The 14,744-nt window shown below is 44.4% G+C and carries 12 protein-coding genes; all 12 read left to right on the top strand.

All coding sequences use genetic code 11. The features are described 5' to 3' along the window. Nucleotides 1-86 precede the first annotated feature (86 nt). The 12 genes from DXA36_RS28805 to DXA36_RS28750 all read left to right on the top strand — a co-directional run bounded on the left by DXA36_RS28805 (nucleotide 87) and on the right by DXA36_RS28750 (nucleotide 14,231). Nucleotides 87-806, top strand: coding sequence for a tetratricopeptide repeat protein (locus DXA36_RS28805; RefSeq protein WP_118682723.1), 720 nt, complete (start codon nucleotides 87-89; stop codon nucleotides 804-806). 100 nt (nucleotides 807-906) lie between these two features. After that, nucleotides 907-2,835: a restriction endonuclease gene (locus DXA36_RS28800; protein WP_118682722.1), complete on the top strand. Its 1,929-nt coding sequence runs from the start codon at nucleotides 907-909 to the stop codon at nucleotides 2,833-2,835. Beyond that, nucleotides 2,836-4,221, top strand: a complete 1,386-nt coding sequence (locus tag DXA36_RS28795) for a hypothetical protein (RefSeq protein WP_118682721.1) — start codon at nucleotides 2,836-2,838, stop codon at nucleotides 4,219-4,221. It abuts the gene before it with no gap. Beyond that, the gene (locus tag DXA36_RS28790) at nucleotides 4,179-4,580 is read left to right on the top strand and encodes a hypothetical protein (protein ID WP_118682720.1); all 402 of its coding nucleotides are present in this window, start codon (nucleotides 4,179-4,181) and stop codon (nucleotides 4,578-4,580) included. Before DXA36_RS28795 ends, DXA36_RS28790 begins: the two co-directional genes overlap by 43 nt. Beyond that, nucleotides 4,577-5,512, top strand: a complete 936-nt coding sequence (locus tag DXA36_RS28785; RefSeq protein ID WP_118682719.1) for a metallophosphoesterase family protein — start codon at nucleotides 4,577-4,579, stop codon at nucleotides 5,510-5,512. Before DXA36_RS28790 ends, DXA36_RS28785 begins: the two co-directional genes overlap by 4 nt. 94 nt (nucleotides 5,513-5,606) lie before the next feature. Continuing rightward, nucleotides 5,607-5,873 carry a sporulation transcriptional regulator SpoIIID gene (gene spoIIID, locus DXA36_RS28780; RefSeq protein WP_118682718.1) on the top strand — a complete coding sequence of 89 codons (267 nt, stop codon included), beginning with the start codon at nucleotides 5,607-5,609 and terminating at the stop codon, nucleotides 5,871-5,873. A 76-nt stretch (nucleotides 5,874-5,949) separates the two neighbouring features. Beyond that, entirely contained in the window at nucleotides 5,950-7,290 is a 1,341-nt protein-coding gene (locus tag DXA36_RS28775) for an MATE family efflux transporter (RefSeq protein ID WP_118682717.1), read from the top strand. A gap of 218 nt (nucleotides 7,291-7,508) precedes the next feature. After that, nucleotides 7,509-9,050 carry a glutamine-hydrolyzing GMP synthase gene (gene guaA / locus DXA36_RS28770; RefSeq protein WP_118682716.1) on the top strand — a complete coding sequence of 514 codons (1,542 nt, stop codon included), beginning with the start codon at nucleotides 7,509-7,511 and terminating at the stop codon, nucleotides 9,048-9,050. A 177-nt stretch (nucleotides 9,051-9,227) separates the two neighbouring features. Next, nucleotides 9,228-10,652: an ATP-binding protein gene (locus DXA36_RS28765; RefSeq protein WP_118682715.1), complete on the top strand. Its 1,425-nt coding sequence runs from the start codon at nucleotides 9,228-9,230 to the stop codon at nucleotides 10,650-10,652. 514 nt (nucleotides 10,653-11,166) lie between these two features. Then, on the top strand, nucleotides 11,167-12,465 hold the full coding sequence (locus DXA36_RS28760) for an IS30 family transposase (RefSeq protein WP_118682714.1): 1,299 nt from the start codon (nucleotides 11,167-11,169) through the stop codon (nucleotides 12,463-12,465). A 403-nt stretch (nucleotides 12,466-12,868) separates the two neighbouring features. Further along, on the top strand, nucleotides 12,869-13,081 hold the full coding sequence (locus DXA36_RS28755; RefSeq protein ID WP_110322349.1) for a helix-turn-helix transcriptional regulator: 213 nt from the start codon (nucleotides 12,869-12,871) through the stop codon (nucleotides 13,079-13,081). A gap of 61 nt (nucleotides 13,082-13,142) precedes the next feature. After that, nucleotides 13,143-14,231, top strand: coding sequence for an FRG domain-containing protein (locus DXA36_RS28750; protein ID WP_118682713.1), 1,089 nt, complete (start codon nucleotides 13,143-13,145; stop codon nucleotides 14,229-14,231). Nucleotides 14,232-14,744: the final 513 nt, after the last annotated feature.

The raw sequence follows: 14,744 nt of genomic DNA, 5'->3' as shown, positions 1-14,744 counted from the left end.
TTTGTATTTATGGTGGAGAATATAGGCAATATGAGCTAAAATAAATGATATAATAAGTACAATAGATGACAGGAGATAAATAAACAATGAAAAAATTATGGGAAAAATTTAATACCCTTACAGCAGAATGTTACATGGACATGGTTCGGGTGAATTCCGGTATGGAAGTATGGGATGCGTGTTATAATCTCCTGCTTACGATTATCAGCCAGGGCCGTGAAACAGATGCTGCTTTTGCACCGGAGCTGTATTGTTTGGATGAGGATACCGACTATGAGTACGACGTGGAAAACTGGCTGGAGGATTATCTGGATGAACTGGATATGGCGGACAGATATGCGGATCTGGAATCCGTCTGCCGGAAATTGCTTACTTTGTTTGCATGGAAGGAAGAGGATCCCTCCGATTTATATTTTCGTATTTCAGCTGCACTGGGATCACAGGGGAAAAAGGAAGAAGCCCTTGCATACTGTGAGGAGTGGTATAAACAGGACAGCGGGAATATGGCCGCTGCCGCAGCTCTTATCTATGTCCGAATCGGTGTGAGAGACTGGGCAGGGGCGGAAGATATGGTTAAAAGATATATAGCGGACGATATGGTATGTACGGATGAAAATGAGATTATTTTTGTAGCCGCTTCCGCATTGTATAAGGCTTGTAAAAATAAAAAGGCGGAGAAAAAAATAAATAAGGCCTTAGAAACATATGAAAGAGAGATAGAAGAATATTTCATGGGGATGGATGAGGAAGAACTGGAATTTGCTGTGGATTATGATAGTGATGAGGAGGATCTACCTTTCCGGTGAGGTGCTTTCTCTGGATAGGGGAAAAGAAAACAGTAGATGGTAACATGTCTGATTAACAGCAGAGAAAGGCCGGAGAAGATGCGGGAAGGATGGGCGCGGCATGAAGAACTATGATTTCCACCAGCTGCTGGAGCCTCTGGAGTTCCAGGAGTTTGCCAGGGATATGATACAGGTGCGGGAGAAGATAGATATGGAAGCCTTTCGGGAAGGGCCGGATCAGGGAATAGACGCCCGCTGTATCACGCCGGAAGGGCAGTGTATTATCCTGCAGGCAAAGCGCTGGGCCAATGACGGCGGTATCCGCTGGAAGGAGCTAAGGGAGGAAAAGAAAAAGACGGATCGGATAAAGCCGGACCGGTATATCCTCGTGCTTGCCCGGGATGTAAGCCCGGAGCAGAAAAAGAAAATCAGGGAATTGTTCCATCCGTTTATCCTTGCCGACAACGATATCGTAACGGGAAAGGATCTGAATAATTATCTGGGGAGCGGGGAGCCTGGCTATGCCAGGGTGGAGGAGAAATATTATAAGCTGTGGATCCGGAATACGGAGGTGCTGAAGAATACCGTAAGGGATGTGGTAAACGGGGAATTGCTGGCGGAATCCAGGCTGGAATGGGAGAAAGCCAGACAGAATGCGGAGTTTTTTGTGGAAACAGCCGTATATGAGGAAGCCAGGAAGCTTCTTGCAGCCGGCCGTGCGATCATCCTGTCCGGGGAGCCGGGTATCGGAAAGACGACATTAGCCAACCAGCTTGCCATATACTGGCTGTCCCGCAGAGGTTTTGACACCTATTTGTGGGCGGAGTCCGTGGGTGATCTGTACAAGGCGCAGGAAATGCCCGGGAAAAAGGTCGTGATCTATGACGATTTCTGGGGAAGTAATTTTCTTAATGCCTATGGAGCGGGGAAGGAGGAGCGGAGGCTGGCGCGGCTGATCGAATCGGTGCGGCTGCGTAATGATTATGTCCTTATCCTGACTACCAGGGAATATGTGCTGGAGCAGGGGATGAGACAGAATGAAGAGCTGCGTGCCCTCCTGGAAAGGTATAAGCTGGAATGCAGGCTGCATTCCTATTCCCTTACGGATATGGTGCGGATCTATCTGGGACATCTGCGGAAATCTTCCCTCACCTGGGAACAGATGAAGGCGCTGTACCGGATTCATGATCAGGTCGTATTATCTCCTTATTATAATCCCCGCATTATCCAGATGTACCTGGGATCTGTACAGCCCGGGGACAGGCCGGAGCAATGTGCGCAGAGAATGCTGCAATACCTGCAGGAGCCGAAGGATTTTTGGGAACAGATATTCCAGAACCTTTCCGAAGAGGCCCGGGTATTCTTCATCATCCTGGATTTGATGCCCCTGCCCGTGAACCTGGAGCGTGCCCACCAATGTTATCAGGCCGCCATGGCCGGTGAAAAGGAGGGAAGCCTGTTCCGGGAATCGGAACGGGTTATTGCGGAACTGGAAAAGACAGCGATTTATACGGAGACGGTACCGGAAGCGGGAAATGCCCTGCGGGTGCGTTTTCAGAATCCTTCTGCGAATGACTTTATCCATCAGTACATAAGCCGGAACTTTGTCCAATACAGGGAATTGCTGCTGAGGAGCTGCTGCTATTTTGAATGCTGCCGGAAGCTGCTTTCGTTATGTGCCCTTACCCAGACGGACGGGGCGTTCTGCCGGCGGGTGATGGAACGGGCCATTGACCTGGAGTACCGGTGCTTTTTTGAATATAACCGGGACTATTATTCCTATTATGAACTGCTGCAGGTATACCGCAATCCGGCAGGAGAGCCCTTCCGGAAATGGTTTACGGACAAATTCCGGGAGCTGTTAAGCAGGATAAAAAGGGATTCGGCAGATGTCAGTACGGAAGATTTAAAAGAATTTCCCGCAGCTGCGGGCAGAGCTATTGAATACGGGTTCTATCGGAATAAGGAAGAAGCGGCGGCGGTTTATTTTGAAGCCATGATGAAAAACCGGCTCCCCTTCCAGCCGGGGGATATGCCTGCCAACCTGTAGGTGCAGGGAAATGTTTATATAAAAGCGCACAGGGAGGAAATCAACCGTTATCTGGAATGGTATTACAAGGGAGAGCTGTGCCTGGCTGCTGTAGAAAATAACGTATTTTATTTTGATGACCTAAGGTATGATATGGAAAGAAGCCAGGAAGAGGCCGGGGTGGAATTCAGCAGAGAACTGCTGGAAAAGCGGGAGAAATACGCGCTCTGGCTGGATGAAGATAAGATAGAATGGGAAGAGGATTCGGAAGAAGAGATCGAAGACGAACACCGGTATGACGAAGCGGTGGAAGAGTTCGGGAAAAGTATGGAGGAGATATACCGGGAGGATTGGGCGGCCGTACGGGAATCTATCCGCTACAGCAGCCTTGACAGGGAGGCAAAGTTTAGGCTGGTGGAAATCGGACACAGGAAGGAGCCATGGTACTGGTATGATTTCCTGAAAAATGAGTCCGCTACCGCCCTGCTTATCCGGATTATAGAGAAGAAAGGGCGGCTTCCAATGAATCTGAGAGAAGCGGCGGCAGCTATTTTTTCTTATCTGACGGAGATGACAGGAGGCGGGGAAACGGAGCTGGAATGTTTTATCCGGAGCCTTCGGCCCTTACATCTGCAGCCCTATGATCTTCAGGCATTAAGCCGGCAGCTATATGAAAAAAGAGATGCCGTTATGCTGTCCGGGAAGGAACTGGAGGAGAAGGCGGAACGGTATTTTGCCGGTCAGGGAGAGGAAATTATCCGGGCTTTATGCGCCTGCGGATTCCTGCGCAGATGGAATCAATGGTACTGCCAGGTGAATCCGGGCCTGTTTTTTATCTCCGAACTGCATTTTTTTGCAGGCAGCTCCCAGCGGGGAAAAGAGTACCTGTGCCTGTTATGGTTTATAGATACGGATTGGGATTCCTTTGCCCGGCAGTTTGCACCCCGGGAGACGGAGATGCTGGAGGGTCTGGTGGAACTGGACAGGGATGCCGTGATACGGTATGCCCTGCAGCCGCTGGCACGGAAATTCTGTGAAGATAGGGGGAAAGCGGAAGGAATGGATTTGTGCAGACAGATTCTTAACTGCATAAGCCTGGAATGCTATGTGAGCCGCCGGGGAGAGGTATTGGGAGGATCCGGCGGAAAAGACATCCTGTGGGAGCTGCTGTATGCGGTCGCAGACGTGGCGGTATGGGACATCCTGCCGGATTGTTTTTCCGCGGAACAAATGAGCATGCTTCGGACAGAGGGCGGCCTGGAAGAAACGGAGCATTGGAATGAAACGTGCTGGCTTCTGGACACGGCACGGATGAAGGAAGAGGTTCTCAAGGAATCAGGAATCGCGGAAAGGGTAAGAGAGTTATGGGAGGAGATAAAGAGTTACAGCAACTGGAAGAACGGCTGAGACTGGCCTTTGGGAAATATTCCTATCTTAGAAATTTTTGGATTTCCCTGGGAAATATGGAAGAAGACTACGGCGAAACGCTGGAGGAACTGGATCCGGGAGCCTGGAACGGGTTTTCGGATGGGAAAATAACGGAAAAGGCATCCGAGATGCTGCGGGTTACGGAAGAACTGTTTGAAAAAATGACGGAGGAGTCCGGCAGGGAGATGATGGAGGTGGTGGCACAAATCAACGCCCTGGGTGACGGGGCGGTTGAGAAAATCCTCAAGATGCAGGTTGGAAGCGGACGGCTGGATGAGATGGACGCGGAGGATTTCTATATGTGTCTGACAGGGGAAGGGGCGGAGGAGGATATATGAAATATGCGGTGATATCCGATGTCCATGGGAATCTGGATGCTTTGGAGGGTGTTTTGGCGGATGCCGCCCGGCAGTCGGCAGATGCGTACCTATTTACCGGGGATTACTGCCTGAGCCTGCCATTCCCGGAACAGGTGGTACGACGGATAGCCGGTCTGGAACATGCCTGTGTCATCCGGGGGAATGAGGAACAGTATATCGAAAAAATGCAGGGAGAAGATGAGGCGCGCTGGGAAGGTGGCCAGATGCATATTTCCTGCTGGTGTGCCTATGCCCTCAGCGCGGAAAGCAGGATATTTTTACAGGGGCTTCCTGAAAAAATGAGTTTCCGGGATGCAGAGAGCGGGATTGGTTTCCATATGGCTCATTCCTCCGGGAATTTTATTGGAAAAGCGGAACTGGGTAAATTCAGCTGCCCGACTATTCCTCTTATGTATAGAGAAGGGGAGTTGAAGCATAGGCGGCTTCTGAAAGATATCCGGGGCCATCTGAATGAAAACCAAGAATTTCAGGAACAGTGTGGGAAGCTGGAGGACGGCGTATATCTTTTCGGGCATTCTCACATACAATGGTTTATTGAGAGCGGGAAAAAGGTATTTATAAATCCCGGTTCCTGCGGCCTGCCTATGGATAGCTGTGAACCGGGAGCACCCTATACTCTGATCAGTACCGGAAAGGGAGGAATTTCGGTGGAAGAGCGGAGAGTTCCTTATGATATCGAAGGTTTCATTAAGAAATTCAGGAGGAGCGACCAGTACAAAAGGGTTCCTGTCTGGAGCGGCATCCGTATCCGGGAGCTGCGCACCAGAAGGGAGCACCTGTATTATTTCCTGGAATATGCAGAAAGATACGCGCAGCGTACCGGAGATCCCATACGTCCTTTTACACGGAAAACATGGGAAGGCGCTTATGAGGAATGGGCGGAAATATAAACGGAAATCAGTTTTTATTTTACGCCCGGAAAAGTTGACATACTGGATTTCATCCCCGCATACATTGTAAAAACAAGTTTTCCGGGGGAAATCCGTGAAAGATTATATCGAGGAGCGAGCAATCGATATTGCCAACTATATTATTGACTGCAATGCCACTGTACGCCAGACCGCGAAGCAGTTCGGCATCAGTAAGTCTACCGTACATAAGGATGTTACGGAACGCCTGTCTCAGATTAATCCTGCATTAGCCAGGGAAGCCAGGAAAGTACTGGACGTCAATAAATCGGAGCGCCATATCAGAGGCGGACTGGCAACACGAGAAAAGTATTTACACCAGTCTCAAAACGGAATACAATAAATACGTAAAATTTCGGTTAAGAATAAGAAAAATGTATTTAAGGTACAAAAGAAAAAATAAGGGCGGACAATTACAAATGCTTTATTCAAACAAGGACCTGAAAAAACTGATAGTTCCTCTGGTCATTGAACAGACACTGGCGATAGCCGTTGGTATGGCGGACACGATTATGATTTCCGTTGTAGGGGAGGCCGCCGTATCGGGGGTGTCCCTGGTAGATACCGTAAATATCCTGCTGATCAATATTTTTTCAGCGCTGGCAACGGGCGGCGCTGTGGTAGCCGGGCATTTCCTGGGACAAAAGCATCCGGAAGAGGCCAGCAAAGCCGCCTGGCAGATCATCATGTTTGCCACCACCCTGGCATTGGGGATTTCCGTAATATTTATCGGCTTCCACGACCAGCTGCTCCATCTGATATTTGGAAAAATCGATACGGATGTCATGCAGTCCGCCAAAACCTATCTGATCATTACCGCCGTCTCATTTTCGGGACTGGCTATCTATAATTCCTGCGCCGCCATATTCCGGTCCATGAATAATGCCAAGGTCACCATGTGGATTTCCCTGCTCATTAATGTCATTAATATTACGGGAAATGCGATCTGTATTTTCGGCCTGAAATGGGGCGTGGCGGGAGCGGCGATTCCCACGACGGTATCCCGCTTTGTGGGGGCTATTGTCATTTTCTGTATGATGTTTAATCCCAAAAAGCCCATTAATTTCTGCGGGCAGGTCCGGCTTAAGTTCAATGGGGACTTAATTAAGAAAATCCTGTTTATCGCCGTGCCGAACGGTATGGAAAACAGCATGTTCCAGCTGGGGAAAATCCTGGTTTTAAGCGTGGTGGCTACTATGGGGACGTCGGCTATCGCCGCCAATGCGGTTGCCAATACCCTCGCTTCCTGGAATATCCTTGCAGGACAGGCCATAAATCTGGCGCTGGTATCCGTATCCGCGGTATGTGTGGGAGCCGGAGAATATAAACAGGCGAGGTATTTTACCAAAAAGCTGATGACGATTACCATTCTTGTTACTGCGGTGATATCCGTTATCATGTTTTTCAGCATGCCTGTGCTGGTCAGGATGTACAGCCTGGGCCCGGAAGCGGCAAAGATGGCAACGGAAGTCATGCGCTTCCATAATGTTATGGTAGTTCTTTTCTGGGTACCCTCCTTTACCCTGCCGAATACCCTCCGCAGTGCAGGTGATGTTATCTGGACCATGGTGATAGCTATTCTTTCCATGTGGCTTTTCCGCGTGGGGGCTTCTTATTTGTTCACCTACCAGTTCAGTCTGGGACTGTTGGGCGTATGGGGCGCTATGGTTATCGACTGGGTGTTCCGGGGAATCTGTTATGTCTGCAGGTACCGGGGCCATAAGTGGGAAACGGCTATGCACCGGCGGCGGGAACAATAGTGAGGCTGCGATTTTATCCATGGCATTAAATGCTGCGGCATAAAATACAAAATGGTGTGTAAAATAAGGAAAAAACGGGTAAGAAAAGGTTTTGACAAACGACAGTGAGTATTTTATAATGAAATGTATTTTTATGTGATACTTATTTTACTGAAAAAAGTCACCTGAGATTTACCCGAATGTACGAACACGCCGCAAGGCGGCAGAATGGAGGAAAAATGGAGAGAGAATTAGTGATTGTCCTGGACTTCGGCGGGCAGTATAACCAGCTGATCGCCAGAAGAGTCAGGGAATGCAACGTTTACTGTGAAGTCCACCCCTATACCATGAGCCTGGAGGAGATCCGTGAGAAGAATCCCAAGGGCATTATTTTTACAGGCGGCCCGAACAGCGTATACGGTGATGATTCTCCTTCCTGTGATAAAGGCATATTTGAACTGGGGATTCCGGTACTGGGCATCTGCTACGGCGCCCAGCTGATGAACCATCTTTTGGGAGGAACGGTATCCACCGCTCCGGTTCGTGAATACGGAAAGACAGAAGTGCATTTTGACACAACGGGAAAGCTGTTTTCCGATGTATCGGAAACCTCCGTCTGCTGGATGAGCCATACGGATTATATTTCCCGGCCGGCTCCGGGATTTGAAATAAAAGCTGCCACTCCGGTATGCCCGGTTGCGGCTGCGGAAAATGTGGAAAAAGGCCTGTACTGTGTCCAGTTCCATCCGGAGGTGGTACACACCCGGGAAGGAAAGAAGATGCTGTCTAACTTCCTGTTTACCGTCTGCCGCTGCGCGGGCGACTGGAAGATGGATTCCTTTGTGGAGGCAAGCATCCGTGCGCTGCGGGAACGGATCGGAAACGGAAAAGTCCTGTGTGCCCTTTCCGGCGGCGTGGATTCTTCCGTGGCGGCCGTCCTGCTGTCAAAGGCGGTGGGAAAACAGCTTACCTGTGTATTTGTGGATCACGGCCTGCTTCGTAAAGACGAAGGGGACGAGGTGGAAGAGGTATTCGGGCCGAACGGATCTTATGATTTGAATTTTATCCGGGTCAATGCGCAGCAGCGCTTTTATGAAAAGCTGGCCGGTGCGGTGGAACCGGAAGAGAAGAGAAAAATAATCGGAGAAGAATTTATCCGGGTGTTTGAAGAAGAAGCGAAAAAAATCGGGAAAGTGGATTTTCTGGTACAGGGCACGATTTACCCGGATGTGATTGAAAGCGGGCTTGGTAAATCTGCGGTTATCAAGAGCCATCATAATGTGGGAGGCCTTCCGGATTATGTGGATTTCAAAGAAATCGTGGAGCCTCTGCGGCTGCTTTTCAAAGATGAAGTGCGTGCGGCAGGGAGAGAGCTGGGAATACCGGAGAAGCTGATCAGCCGTCAGCCGTTCCCGGGACCGGGACTGGCTATCCGCATTATCGGAGAGGTGACGCAGGACAAGGTCCGGATGCTGCAGGATGCGGATGCGATTTACCGGGAAGAGATAGCCGGTGCGGATATTCCCAATAAGCCGGATCAGTATTTCGCGGCGCTTACGAATATGCGGTCGGTGGGTGTTATGGGGGATGAGAGAACCTATGATTATGCGGTTGCCTTGCGCGCGGTGACGACGACTGATTTTATGACGGCGGAATTCGCGGAACTGCCGTGGGCGTTGATTGGGAAGGTTAGCAGCAGGATCGTGAATGAGGTGAAGAATGTGAACCGGGTGCTTTATGATTGTACGGGGAAGCCGCCGGCTACGATTGAATTCGAATAATTGAAAATTTTACGCAGATTATTTTATATGGCAGATGGTCTATATGATAACCTGATATGTATCAATTATTTTTGTTTTATATGTTTAAAGGATTTTTGTTGCCAGTGATTCATAGGAATAACTGATTGAAAGCAATGCTCCATAAAAACATTAAATTTTATCAAATGAGGTTATGCAATGAGCTTTGAAGAACGAACATTATCAGAAAAAGATTTGATTTCATTATTTGCAATAGAAGAAAATCATTTTAATGATTTTAAGTCAAAAGATATTGAAGGAAAGAAGTTGGGTCGAACAATATCTGCATTTGCAAATGCAAGTGGAGGTGATGTCTATTTAGGCATAAGAGAAGAAAATGATACCAAGATAAAGCACTGGGAAGAATTTAAAACGATTGAGGATGCTAATGGATTTATACAGATGATTTCAAATATGCTGGTATTGACAAATAATTATGAAGTAGTGTTTTTGAAACATCCAGTACTTGAAACATATGTATTACAAGTTACTATTTTTAAAACACAATCTGTAGTATATTGTACGGATGGGAAAGTTCCGTATGTTAGAAAAGGCGCTCAAAATCTTCCTTGTGATACTCCAGAGAAGATAAGACGTTTGGAATTGGACAAAGGAATTTCTTCTTTCGAGAATGAAACAGTTGCTGAATCAGATTTATCAGATGTAGACAATACTATAGTTTGGGAGAGATTTAAAAATAGTATTGTGCCAGATACAGATACAGAAGCATGGTTAAAAAAACAACGGCTATTTGTTGGTGGGAAGTTAACTGTTGCGGCACTATTGCTATTTTCTGATGAGCCGCAGGTTTGTTTACCCAAACGTTCATCAATAAAAATATTTCGATACCAGACTAGTGGAGAAGCAGAGCGTGATACGTTAGTTGGGGTTCCAATTACAGTTGAGGGATGTGCGTATAGTCAAATTTATGAGGCTGTTAGTAAAACAAAGGAGATTATTGAATCGATCAGAAAATTTGGTAAGGAATTTGAAACAATAGAATATCCAGAAGAAACTTTGCATGAGATTATTACTAATGCTGTTCTACATAGAGACTACAGTATTGCAACGGATATTCAAATCCGAATATTTGATAATCGTGTAGAGGTTGAAAGTCCGGGTAAACTACCAGGATATGTGACAGTTGATAATATATTAACAGCACAGTCAGCTCGCAATCCTAAAATTGTACGCCTTATAAATAAATTCCCAGAGGCACCTAATAAGGATGTAGGTGAAGGATTAAATACAGCATTTGAAGCTATGGCTAAATTGAGATTAAAAGAACCCTTAATTGAAGAAAATGATAACTCTGTTTTAGTGATTATCAAACATGAGAAACTTGCATCTCCTGAAGAATTAGTAGTTGATTACTTGCTAAAAAATGATAGTATAACAAATCGGATAGGTAGAAATATTACAGGAATAAAGTCTGAAAATAGTATGAAAAGAATTTTTTGGAAACTTAGAGATGCAGGAATGGTATACATGATTGGGGCAGGTTCTGTAGCAGCTTGGAAAAAAACAGGTGATTTTGAGAGCAAAGCAAATAGCTTGAAGGTCAATGAAAACAAAGAAAATTAAATCTTACATTGAAGTCAACTGCTAAGTCGACTGTGGCAACATTTTGGCAATAGAAAATCAGCAAGCCAGAATAAATGATGTAATTGAAGTAAAAAGCGGTGTGTATTTGCACAAAACTTAAACAAATACAGTTAAGAGCAACAAAGGGCACGCCGAGTTTGAATAAACTATTTAGTGGGGCTGCGGGTTAATATTGATTTTTGACCCCTGACACGCAAGCAAGAGACATTCCCATAGTATCTGGGCTTTTTCATAGCCTAGAAGCTCCGTAGGACTGTCTCTTTTCTTTTTTGACTCTTATTTTTGGGCGCAATACCCTCTTGTTTGGATTTTCTGGAGACCTTGAATTGTAATTCGAGATTCCATACCCAGCATCTCGAATTGACCGTATAGTTATATTGTGTTGAATAAAAGAAAAGGGTATGGTTTTTCTTTTACAAAGATTGAGACTGGCTGGAAAGTTGGTCTCTTTTTCTGTTATACTTTGATTTCTGGCAGCTGGAAAGGAGTCGCCATGTCAAAGTTTTTATCATACGAAGACCGCCCGATCATAGCTCAGCGCCTTCAGGAAAACGCCTCTTTTGGTGCTATCGGAAAGAAACTGGGAAAAGACCGGACAACTGTAGCCAAGGAAATCAAAAAATATTCCTATGACAAAAAGAGCGGACGTCCTGGGTATCCCTATAATCCCTGTAAATACCGCGGCTCATGTAAAGCGAAGAAAGTCTGCGGTGCGAATGGATGCACGCATCAGTCTGCCTATAAATGCAGCCTATGCTCAGAATGTACACTTCATTGCCGTGATTTTGAAGAAGATGTCTGCTCTGTTAAGAGTAAACCTCCTTACGTTTGTAACGGCTGCCATGAGCTTCCAAGATGTACACTTTTAAAACGGATTTATGATCCCGCAGATGCACATGAAATGGCACATAAATCCATTTCCGAATCAAGGACAGGAATCCTGTCAGATGAGGATGGCATAGCAAGAATCAATGGGATCATTACTCTGCTCGTTAAAAACGGTCAGTCCCTCCATCAGATCTATATTGATCATGTCGGTGAGCTGATGTGCAGTGAAAAAACTCTTTACAATTATGTGGATGCTCAACTCTTTGATATCAGGAACATTGATCTGCCACGTAAGGTAAAGTATCGTCCCCGATACAAACAGCCAGAGTTTAAAGTAGACCGCGGGTGCCGTCTGGGACGGAGCTATGAGGATTTCCAAAGGTTCCTTGAAAAAAAGCCGGAAACGACCATTGTACAAATGGACAGCGTTATTGGAAGGCCGGGAGGAAAGTGTCTGCTGACAATTCATTTCATCGAAAGCAGCTTCATGCTTGCCTTTCTGCGAGATTGCAATACCGCCGGCTCCGTTAACCGTATCTTCCATGCACTTGACCAGATTCTTGGAGCAAAAGATTTCAATCGCCTGTTTCCGGTTATTCTGACGGATAACGGAAGTGAATTTTCAAATCCAAGGGAGATTGAGTATCGGGATACGGTACCGATGCACCGGACAAACATTTTTTACTGTGATCCGAGCTCGCCCTATCAGAAAGGTGCCTGCGAAGTTAACCATGAACTGATCCGCCGCATTCTGCCGAAGGGAACGAGCTTTGATGATTTAACACAGGCGGATATTTTTCTGATGATGAATCACATAAACTCTTATAAACGGAAAAAGCTGAACAACCGTAGCCCATACGATGCATTCAGCTTTTATTACGGAGAAGCTCTGCTTAAGAAACTGGGATGTTCACCGGTAGCAGCCGAGAACATCATCTTAAAGCCAAAACTTCTTAAAAAGTAACAAAAATTTTGTGTGAGCTGCCAGAACAAACCTGTCCAAAATAAGTGCAAAAACGGGATGGATTCTCCGAATACAAAAATTTCGAGCGGGAATTGATCTCTGTTTGCCGTACACAAAAATCTTGCTGTTCGCATTATAACATACGTGGGTACAAATTAAAATACGGGAAACTCGCTTACAAAACGGGAATTTCGTTTACAAAGCGGAACTCTCACTTACAAAACGGGAGTTTCATTTACAAAGTGGGACTCTTGGATTGCAAATGGGACTCTCGGACTACTATTTACCTTACATGTGAGTATGTCAATAGGATTAGTCACTATAATGTAGGAAATATCATTTTTCATTGTAAATTCATATGTTTCAGTGTATAATTTGAAGTATATGAATGGAGGATTACACAATGGGAATGGCTAAAAAAATCAGAACAATACTCTTGGAAAGAGATATGACAATAAAGGAATTGGCAGAAAAAATTGGAACGAACGGAAACAATTTGAGTAATAAACTGTCACGTGATAATTTTTCGGAGAAAGAGTTGAGGGATATTGCGGAGGCGCTGGACTGTGATTATGATGGGATATTTACTTTGAGGGATAGTGGAAAGACGATATAGTACATTAGAAAATTTAAAACAGATATCTGTTAAATATATTATTACAAAAGAATGAGGAAATATGGAAGAGAAAGATAGAAAAATATCCTCTTTGGGAGAATATATAAATATTATAAAAAAATTGGGTTTGCATAATCATTATTTTCGTGGAGAAAATCAAAAATATCCTAGCATTTCATCTAGTCTCATTAGAGACTACGTTCCTAAAGGGGAACAATATGGTCTTGTAGATATCTATGCTAACCTCTTAAATGCTTATTTTCAAGAAGTAGGGTATGAGTTAAATAAAATGCAGGAGGAAAATTTTCTTGCATTTTCCCAACATCATGGGTTAAAAACTAATTTAATAGATTTTACTACTGCTCCTTTAGTGGCTCTTTATTTCGCGTGTGATAGAAAAAAATACGATGTTGATAAGGGATATGTGTATGTATTAAATGAAGAGAATACAGTGGATGCATCTGAATTTCTTTGTAAATATTCAATAAAAGAACATTTTTGTCACAATATATTTAGTCAATTAGCTTGGAATGATAAAGATATAGTTAATGGTTTCAGAGTTTTACTCGAAAAATACACGGGACTTTTATCTGGAAAGAATCCGTTTGATTTAGTAAAAGGTATGGCGAAGCAAATCCAAGAGTATCCACAATTTGAGAAAAGTAATTCATATTTGTGCGAAAGAAAGAAACTACTGCAAAAAGGGATGGATGGTATTGGCGACCTTCCTGAATTAGTATTGCGATATCTTCCCGATTTTGACATATTAGGTGGTTTGGGCATTGTAGAATTTACAGCGCTTTTTTTACTCTTTTTTGATGATATGAGATGTACATACACAAATTTGCCACCTAATATTCCATTTCCGCAAATACCATATTTTATGTATAAAACACCGTTAAAATTCGACAGAATTAGAAATCAAAACGGGGTATTTTTATATCAAGCATTTATAGATTATCAAACGGATTTGGATGAAGTTGGAGGGTTAATGGTTCAACAAGTAATTCCAAGTATGGTTATAGAAGTTTTTAATCAAAAAGAGATAATGGAGGAACTAGATTTAGTTGGTATAAATAAAAAATTTATATATGGTGATTTTGATAATACAGCACAATATATAAATAAGAAAATTTTTGATAATATATAACTACTAGAGTTTTTGGCAACAAAAAATCAGCAAGTCAAAATAATATGTGTAAATGAAGTAAAAGTAGGCATAAAAAGCACGGAAACTAAACAAAAATGTTTAGAAACATCTACGAACTTGCCGAGTTTGAATGATTGCGGAATTCTAAGATGGAGTGTAGGGTTTAGCCGTATGCGTTAATAGTGCATGTACGGTTTGAATGAGGGATATGGGCAGTAATGCCCATATTTACTTAAGTAGCAGCTTAAAATGAATTATAAAGCAACATATAATTTGCCGGACAACAGTTACGGTCTTTCCTCATGATTTCAAAACATTCCTTATATTCGATCAGACGGGTTGCGCACAGCTCCAGTTCCTCGTAAATCTTGTGGTATCATTTGAAAATGGTGTTACAAGAGCTTTTTGTGATTTACATATTATTTCAGAATTTGGGAAAACTATAGGTCAATATTTAAACTAACATCCACTTTGCGTAAAGAAAACTTCAAAAAGTGGATGCTTTTTTCCCTC

It is taken from the genome of Eisenbergiella sp. OF01-20, from assembly GCF_003478085.1.
Lineage (GTDB): Bacteria > Bacillota > Clostridia > Lachnospirales > Lachnospiraceae > Eisenbergiella.
Note: the sequence above shows the minus strand (reverse complement) of the source record. Positions and strands in the feature narration are given on the sequence as shown.

Excerpts from the sequence above, each read along its gene's own strand:
- guaA (WP_118682716.1), top strand. The coding sequence starts at position 7,509 with ATGGAGAGAGAATTAGTGATTGTCCTGGACTTCGGCGGGCAGTATAAC.
- DXA36_RS28785 (WP_118682719.1), top strand. The coding sequence starts at position 4,577 with ATGAAATATGCGGTGATATCCGATGTCCATGGGAATCTGGATGCTTTG.
- DXA36_RS28775 (WP_118682717.1), top strand. The coding sequence starts at position 5,950 with ATGCTTTATTCAAACAAGGACCTGAAAAAACTGATAGTTCCTCTGGTC.
- DXA36_RS28765 (WP_118682715.1), top strand. The coding sequence starts at position 9,228 with ATGAGCTTTGAAGAACGAACATTATCAGAAAAAGATTTGATTTCATTA.
- DXA36_RS28755 (WP_110322349.1), top strand. The coding sequence starts at position 12,869 with ATGGGAATGGCTAAAAAAATCAGAACAATACTCTTGGAAAGAGATATG.
- DXA36_RS28760 (WP_118682714.1), top strand. The coding sequence starts at position 11,167 with ATGTCAAAGTTTTTATCATACGAAGACCGCCCGATCATAGCTCAGCGC.
- DXA36_RS28750 (WP_118682713.1), top strand. The coding sequence starts at position 13,143 with ATGGAAGAGAAAGATAGAAAAATATCCTCTTTGGGAGAATATATAAAT.
- DXA36_RS28805 (WP_118682723.1), top strand. The coding sequence starts at position 87 with ATGAAAAAATTATGGGAAAAATTTAATACCCTTACAGCAGAATGTTAC.
- DXA36_RS28790 (WP_118682720.1), top strand. The coding sequence starts at position 4,179 with ATGGGAGGAGATAAAGAGTTACAGCAACTGGAAGAACGGCTGAGACTG.
- DXA36_RS28800 (WP_118682722.1), top strand. The coding sequence starts at position 907 with ATGAAGAACTATGATTTCCACCAGCTGCTGGAGCCTCTGGAGTTCCAG.